This is a genomic window from Pontibacter pamirensis (assembly GCF_010015475.1).
Taxonomy (GTDB): domain Bacteria; phylum Bacteroidota; class Bacteroidia; order Cytophagales; family Hymenobacteraceae; genus Pontibacter; species Pontibacter pamirensis.
The window spans coordinates 1-5588 of record NZ_SSNI01000003.1; the positions used below are offsets into that span (position 1 = coordinate 1).

The window sequence follows — 5588 nt, forward strand, 5'->3', positions numbered from 1 at the left end:
AACAACTACACGATGCCGTGTTATTGTCTTATGCGGTATTAATCCACCTTTCGGTGGGCTATCCCCCAATAGAAGGCAGGTTGCATACGCGTTACGCACCCGTGCGCCACTAACCCAGAAACCGAAGCCTCTGAATCCGTTCGACTTGCATGTATTAGGCCTGCCGCTAGCGTTCATCCTGAGCCAGGATCAAACTCTCCATTGTAATGAATTACTTCAAACAGCCTAAGCTGTTCATGTGTTCGTCCGACCCCGGCTTCCCTAAAATTACCCCCTTCCCCGTGAGGGGAAGGAGCTGACGCAGCTGATTTCAACAATCACCCGCGCGGTTTACCTTAAATTTTCTGTCTCAATCAATCTCTCAAAGAACGTAGTGGAGAACATCTTTCTCCGCTTGTGGCACCATCCGATGCCGGTGTTTCTCTCTCTTCCCCCAGGGCCTGTCGCCCTTGTTTCCGGAAGCGGATGCAAAGGTAAGAACCTTTTCTCTCTTTGCAATGAAAAAGAAGGAGTTTATTTTCCTGCCTCTCTTTTCTTCCCCTTCCTTCCGAAGCGGGTTGCAAAGGTACAAAATGTTTTGCTGTTTGCAATACCCAAGGAGAAGTATATTCTTCTCTTTCTCTCTCCTTCTTCTTTAGTCCGGGGAGCCTGTGTTAACAACCCCTCTTCCTGACCGCCTCCTGCCGAAACGGGATGCAAAGGTAAGAACCTTTTCCCGATTTGCAAGCAGCAGGGGAAGTTTTATTTCTTTGCTGTGCCTTCACCCTCTCTTGTCCCGTCCCTGCCGAACGGGGATGCAAAAGTAGCAATCTTTCATCTATCCGCAAGCGGAGCATGTAAGAAAAGCGCTCATTATATAGCCTCAGAAACGCAAGTGACTGGTACTGCGCGGGAAAGAATTCAGGAAGAATTGGCCTCTTTTCTATTGCGGCCTGATTTACTTCTCCCTGGTTTCCTTTCAGCGCCGGCCACTGGGAACTAACATTCATAAAGCAACCTGAAGCTGCACTGGAGATATAAATTATTCGTAGCCTTTTTACTCTTATGGCCTTCTTCTCAGGCACTGTAGAATAACAGCACAAAGAGCCATGGAAGTCTTTGTATATCAGAGTTTCCCTCAGCCCTTGCCGATGATATTGAATACGACTTACTTCGCTGCCGATTAACATTTGTATATGTTTCTCCAAGACAATGTACGTGCTCCCTATGTATGCTTTCTAAACCTCAACTAATGCTGTTAAACAAAACAATTACTGTCCCTACTAAGTTGGCTACGTGCGCAAATTTGCTTTTTGATGAGACCTTATGAAGCATTAGTCGTTAAAGTCTAAAAAAAAGAATAATCATCATGGAAAGCAAAGAAGAAACTGAAGCGGCAATATTCAAACAGATATGTAAAGTAAATGAACTCGACCCGCAGGTTATCAGAAAAGAAGTAAATGGAAATACTATCGATGCTCTCATTCGAACAGCATTTCATCAACGTGCAAACACCCTAGTTGCTGACTTGGATACTAACGTCAGCATGACAGAGGGGAAAGAGTATAATGCTGATGGAGATCCTGCGGCACCAAGCTTTACCATTAACGAAGAATATATCTGTGAGACATACAGTAAAGACAATGCAGATAAAATTATTGCGGCACTCGGGCAGGTACAGCTTCCAATTCAAGGCTGACAGAGACGTTGATTCAGAAGCCTCGACTCCTTTGCGACAAATAAGCGCAAGTAGATTATAGTTTCACCGCAAAATCTTGGAGTGGAATTTAACAAGCAGCTATACTTGCTGTTGAGGTAACTCTTAGAAAAGATTATTACTCCTTCTTATTTTTGATGGCCCCATAGATAATAGGACTAAAAAAGCTCAGGTTCTCTAGGACACAGGTCATGCTGTAAAACTTCTCCGGATTTATCTCAGAGTTCTCAGCCATGGCTACCAGTATAGCATCCAACGTTTCCTTAAACTTACAATCGAATTCTTCTTTTGTCATGTTCTTGTTCAGTCATGCTAAGCTACAAGAAACTAACCTTATTGTTTGAAAAATGATTTCACTTTAACTGTTCTTCTTACCACTCCTTGTTATAAAATCCATAAACAAACCCATGGCTAGTATACTGATAACCCTCTACCGCTATTTGCGCTACTAGTAATCAATTGTTTACTGCCTATGGTCCATGTACTCTATTATAGAATCGATGCGCTGCATCCTCGTTTTGAATTTTATCTGCATCAGCTACCATTGCGTTTTCAGGAGCAGATTGTAAGGTTTCGTGACAGGAAAGATGCTGAAAGAAGTTTGTTTGGGAAACTGCTTTTACTAAAAGGACTCGATTTGCTGGGATTAAATGAACACAGACTGACAGAACTTAAATACACAAATTTCCAAAGACCGTATTTCAATGAAGCCTTCGATTTCAACATCGCCCATTCCGGAGAGTACATCGTTTGCGCCATCAGCAAAACAAATAAAGTAGGAATTGATGTCGAAGAGATACGGCCTACCACCTTAAAAGATTTTCGGACTCAGTTCACAAAAGAAGAATGGTCAGAAATAACCTCTTCAGAAAATAGCCTAAAAGCCTTTTATACCCTCTGGACACAAAAAGAAGCCACCATAAAAGCGTTTGGAGAGGGCTTGAGTATACCTTTAAAGAAAATTTATATTGCAAACGGAAAGGCTGTTTGGGACAACAAAGCAATGTACTTATTTCAGTTGGACCTAAGCCACACCAATGTCTCTTATTTAGCCACTGATACGTCTGATGCAGAAATTGTAATGCATCAAATTTATTTTGATTAGATGGCTAGATAGAAAGTAAAGCGCTACAGTTTTTGATACTATAACTCTCCAGCCATTAGTACCTGCTCTTCTGATGTAATAGCATCTCCAGCACCCTGTTCTTCTTCCGGATCAGCAGCTATAAACTCAAGGAAACTCTTATTAAAGACAATCATCAGTGTCAGTAGTGCTAACAAAAGCCCGCAAATCAGTAGCATGATCTGAGCATTCTGGTCCAGAAGGTCCAGCACAATGCCTGAAGCAGCTAGAGAAAGAGGCATTATAGCCCCTGTTAACGTCATCAAACTTCCCATCACTCTTCCCCTCATTTCAGATTTAATGCTCATCTGAATTTGAGTAAGAATGATAATACTTATAAACCCATTGAACAAGCCAAGAAGGCAGAAGAACACTAAAACTACTCCAAGTACTTTTATCGCGCTTAATGCGATGACGAGTACAGTGCTAACTGCAAAGGATATAATTAAGCTGTTCTTCCGGGAGGAGCTATTCAATCTGATGACACTCACCAACAAATAACCTATAACTGAGCCCAATCCGAATATACCAGCAATATAGCCGTACCAATCTGTTTTAAGTTGTAGCACGTCTTCTACATAAAAAGGGAGAATGACATAGATAGGTGACAGAAAAAAGTTCAGCAAAGCAGAAACATAAAAGGTCGATTTCAAGCCCTTATGATGCATGATATGCTTCACCCCTACAATAATATCATGTTTGAAGTCCGATACTGTTTTCTTTGTCTCCATATCTTTATCAGCCCTCACCAAAGGGATCTGTATAAAACATTCAGAAATTCCTGAAAAGATAAACGAAAGACCATTAATCAGAAACAGCAGAGGCGCACCCAGAACTCTGAATAATATACCACCCAGTCCCAAGCCGGCCAAAGAAGATATTTGTACCAGAATCTGCAAGGATGAATTGCCTGCCGCAACTTGTTTGGGAGGAACAATATCAGGGAGAGCAGCAATGACGGCGGGATTAAAAAAAGCCTTCACGGCTGATACCACCATGGAGGCTACTATCACACCAACAAATAACATTGTATCTGCCTCGGGAAAAAAGAAAAAGATGACAGCCAGCGCGACCATGAAAATGCCACTAATAAGGTCACATGCAACTATGATGTTCTTCCTTGAATAATGATCAGCAAAAGCACCTCCTATCGCACTAAATACGACCTGTGGTAACAGAGAAAGCATCAATACTATCCCGACCAAAGTTCCGGAATCTGTCTGGTGCTTTGTCCAGAACAAAACGGCAATGGCAAAAGCCTGTGATCCAAGTTGACTTACAAACTGTCCCTGCCATAGCAAAAAGAAGTTTTTGTTAAATAATTTAGTTTCGTTACTCATCCTTCAGGTAATATTGGTATCTGAATAATCAGAGAATTTACGTTTGTGGTTGTAAAATTTGCAGCGCATTGAATGTAATGAAGCCCAGATTTGCAGGAAAAGAGTCTAACTTCACGCAATTTCCATCTGTAGTAAGCATTGTTTGCATACATTATGTATCTGTTCATACCATTCAGCGAGAGGTCTCTTTGAAGCTAATTCACACCTTGATATCTCCGTCTAAAAGAAAAACTGTTCTTTCTCCTATTATTGAGGAAGGAAACATTCCTTCTGCCATTTCTGACATAGAACGTCCCTTAGGCGAGCCTCCCCACTTATAATAAAACCTCAGGTGTGATTAAATACTGGAATCTCGTATACTATTTTATCATGCAATAAAACTTTTTAAAAATGTTCTCCTGGCGTGTCTTTAAGCCCTTGTTTGCTAACACTGCACCTTGTATTTATACATGTTGCTTGCTACTGCATAGGCCTTATCGATATGGCTGATCAGGTGGTCCGGGTTCTTAAAAATAAAAAAATGATCACCCGGCAAAACCTGTACATCCAGTTTAAACTTCGTTTCACTTTGCCACTCCATAAGCTCATCTTCTAAAATACCTTCTTCGCTTCCTACCCGGACAAAAACAGGCACAGGCAACGGCTGCTCCATGGCCTGGTATTTATACCCTTCCACTGTTTTGAAATCAGCTCGAAGTACGGGTTCAAAAAAATCCCTCAACTCTTCATTTTCCATTACTTCGCCTGGCATTCCTCCTAGCTTTTTAATTTCCTGCCAGAAAGCATTCTTTTCGTAGGCAGATATTCTTTTACACTTTAACAGGCTGGGTGCTTCATGTCCGGTCAGAAACAAACATAGCGGCGCTTTTAATCCCGATTTAATGATACTTTTGGCTAATTCATACCCAAGCAAAGTGCCCATGCTGTGTCCGTAAATAATGTACTCCACGTCATGCACCCGATTCTGTATTTCTCTGAAAATGTAGTCTGTAGTTGCTTTAATATCGGTTAGTAGTTCCTCTTGCATGCGGGTTCCTCTACCGGGAAGTTCTATTGTTTCCCAGTCAAAATGAGATGGCACTTTATTTTCCAACACTCTGTAGGAATATTTACTACCTCCTGCAAAGGGAATAGCAAATATTTTCACTTTCTTCTGCTCCATGATTGTAAAATTTTATTCTATATAAGTTTGTTTTCTTGGTTGTACATGCCAGCAGCGTTGGATTGCAAACTGATGGCCATCAATTAGCGCTTCATCATTTAAAAAACCGCTCTATATGATATTTTACATTCCATATAAGTTTAGGATAATTCATACGTTAGCATCCTAAAGCCGTTCGATTATCTTTTGTTTAAAATATCAGCAAAGGCACAATTCCTTTGCTGATATTTATTCCGCACACTGACGAAGAGAATACTTTCTTAAGTG

General features: G+C 41.1%; 5 protein-coding genes and 1 rRNA gene. 2 read left to right on the plus strand and 4 right to left on the minus strand.

Translation table 11 applies throughout. From position 1 onward, the window contains the following. A 16S ribosomal RNA gene (locus E1919_RS04385) occupies window positions 1–205 on the minus strand; the annotation flags it as partial. Between the two features lie 1143 nt (window positions 206–1348). Here E1919_RS04385 and E1919_RS04390 point away from each other — a divergent pair. After that, the gene (locus E1919_RS04390; protein WP_162052133.1) at window positions 1349–1678 is read left to right on the plus strand and encodes a hypothetical protein; all 330 of its coding nucleotides are present in this window, start codon (window positions 1349–1351) and stop codon (window positions 1676–1678) included. A 136-nt stretch (window positions 1679–1814) separates the two neighbouring features. Here the strand turns inward: E1919_RS04390 and E1919_RS27275 are convergent, their stop codons facing one another. Next, a complete protein-coding gene (locus tag E1919_RS27275) occupies window positions 1815–1991 on the minus strand; it encodes a hypothetical protein (protein ID WP_202915841.1) in 177 nt (58 codons plus the stop codon). A 177-nt stretch (window positions 1992–2168) separates the two neighbouring features. Here E1919_RS27275 and E1919_RS04395 point away from each other — a divergent pair, with 177 nt between their 5' ends. Then, entirely contained in the window at window positions 2169–2801 is a 633-nt protein-coding gene (locus E1919_RS04395; RefSeq protein ID WP_162052134.1) for a 4'-phosphopantetheinyl transferase family protein, read from the plus strand. Between the two features lie 38 nt (window positions 2802–2839). Here E1919_RS04395 and E1919_RS04400 read toward each other — a convergent pair whose 3' ends face one another. Then, entirely contained in the window at window positions 2840–4159 is a 1320-nt protein-coding gene (locus E1919_RS04400; RefSeq protein ID WP_162052135.1) for an MFS transporter, read from the minus strand. Window positions 4160–4583: 424 nt separating this feature from the next. Continuing rightward, complete coding sequence (locus E1919_RS04405; protein ID WP_162052136.1) at window positions 4584–5321, minus strand: thioesterase II family protein; 738 nt, start codon at window positions 5319–5321, stop codon at window positions 4584–4586. Window positions 5322–5588 lie beyond the last annotated feature (267 nt).

Excerpts from the sequence above, each read along its gene's own strand:
- E1919_RS04400 (WP_162052135.1), bottom strand. The coding sequence starts at position 4,159 with ATGAGTAACGAAACTAAATTATTTAACAAAAACTTCTTTTTGCTATGG.
- E1919_RS04405 (WP_162052136.1), bottom strand. The coding sequence starts at position 5,321 with ATGGAGCAGAAGAAAGTGAAAATATTTGCTATTCCCTTTGCAGGAGGT.
- E1919_RS27275 (WP_202915841.1), bottom strand. The coding sequence starts at position 1,991 with ATGACAAAAGAAGAATTCGATTGTAAGTTTAAGGAAACGTTGGATGCT.
- E1919_RS04395 (WP_162052134.1), top strand. The coding sequence starts at position 2,169 with ATGGTCCATGTACTCTATTATAGAATCGATGCGCTGCATCCTCGTTTT.
- E1919_RS04390 (WP_162052133.1), top strand. The coding sequence starts at position 1,349 with ATGGAAAGCAAAGAAGAAACTGAAGCGGCAATATTCAAACAGATATGT.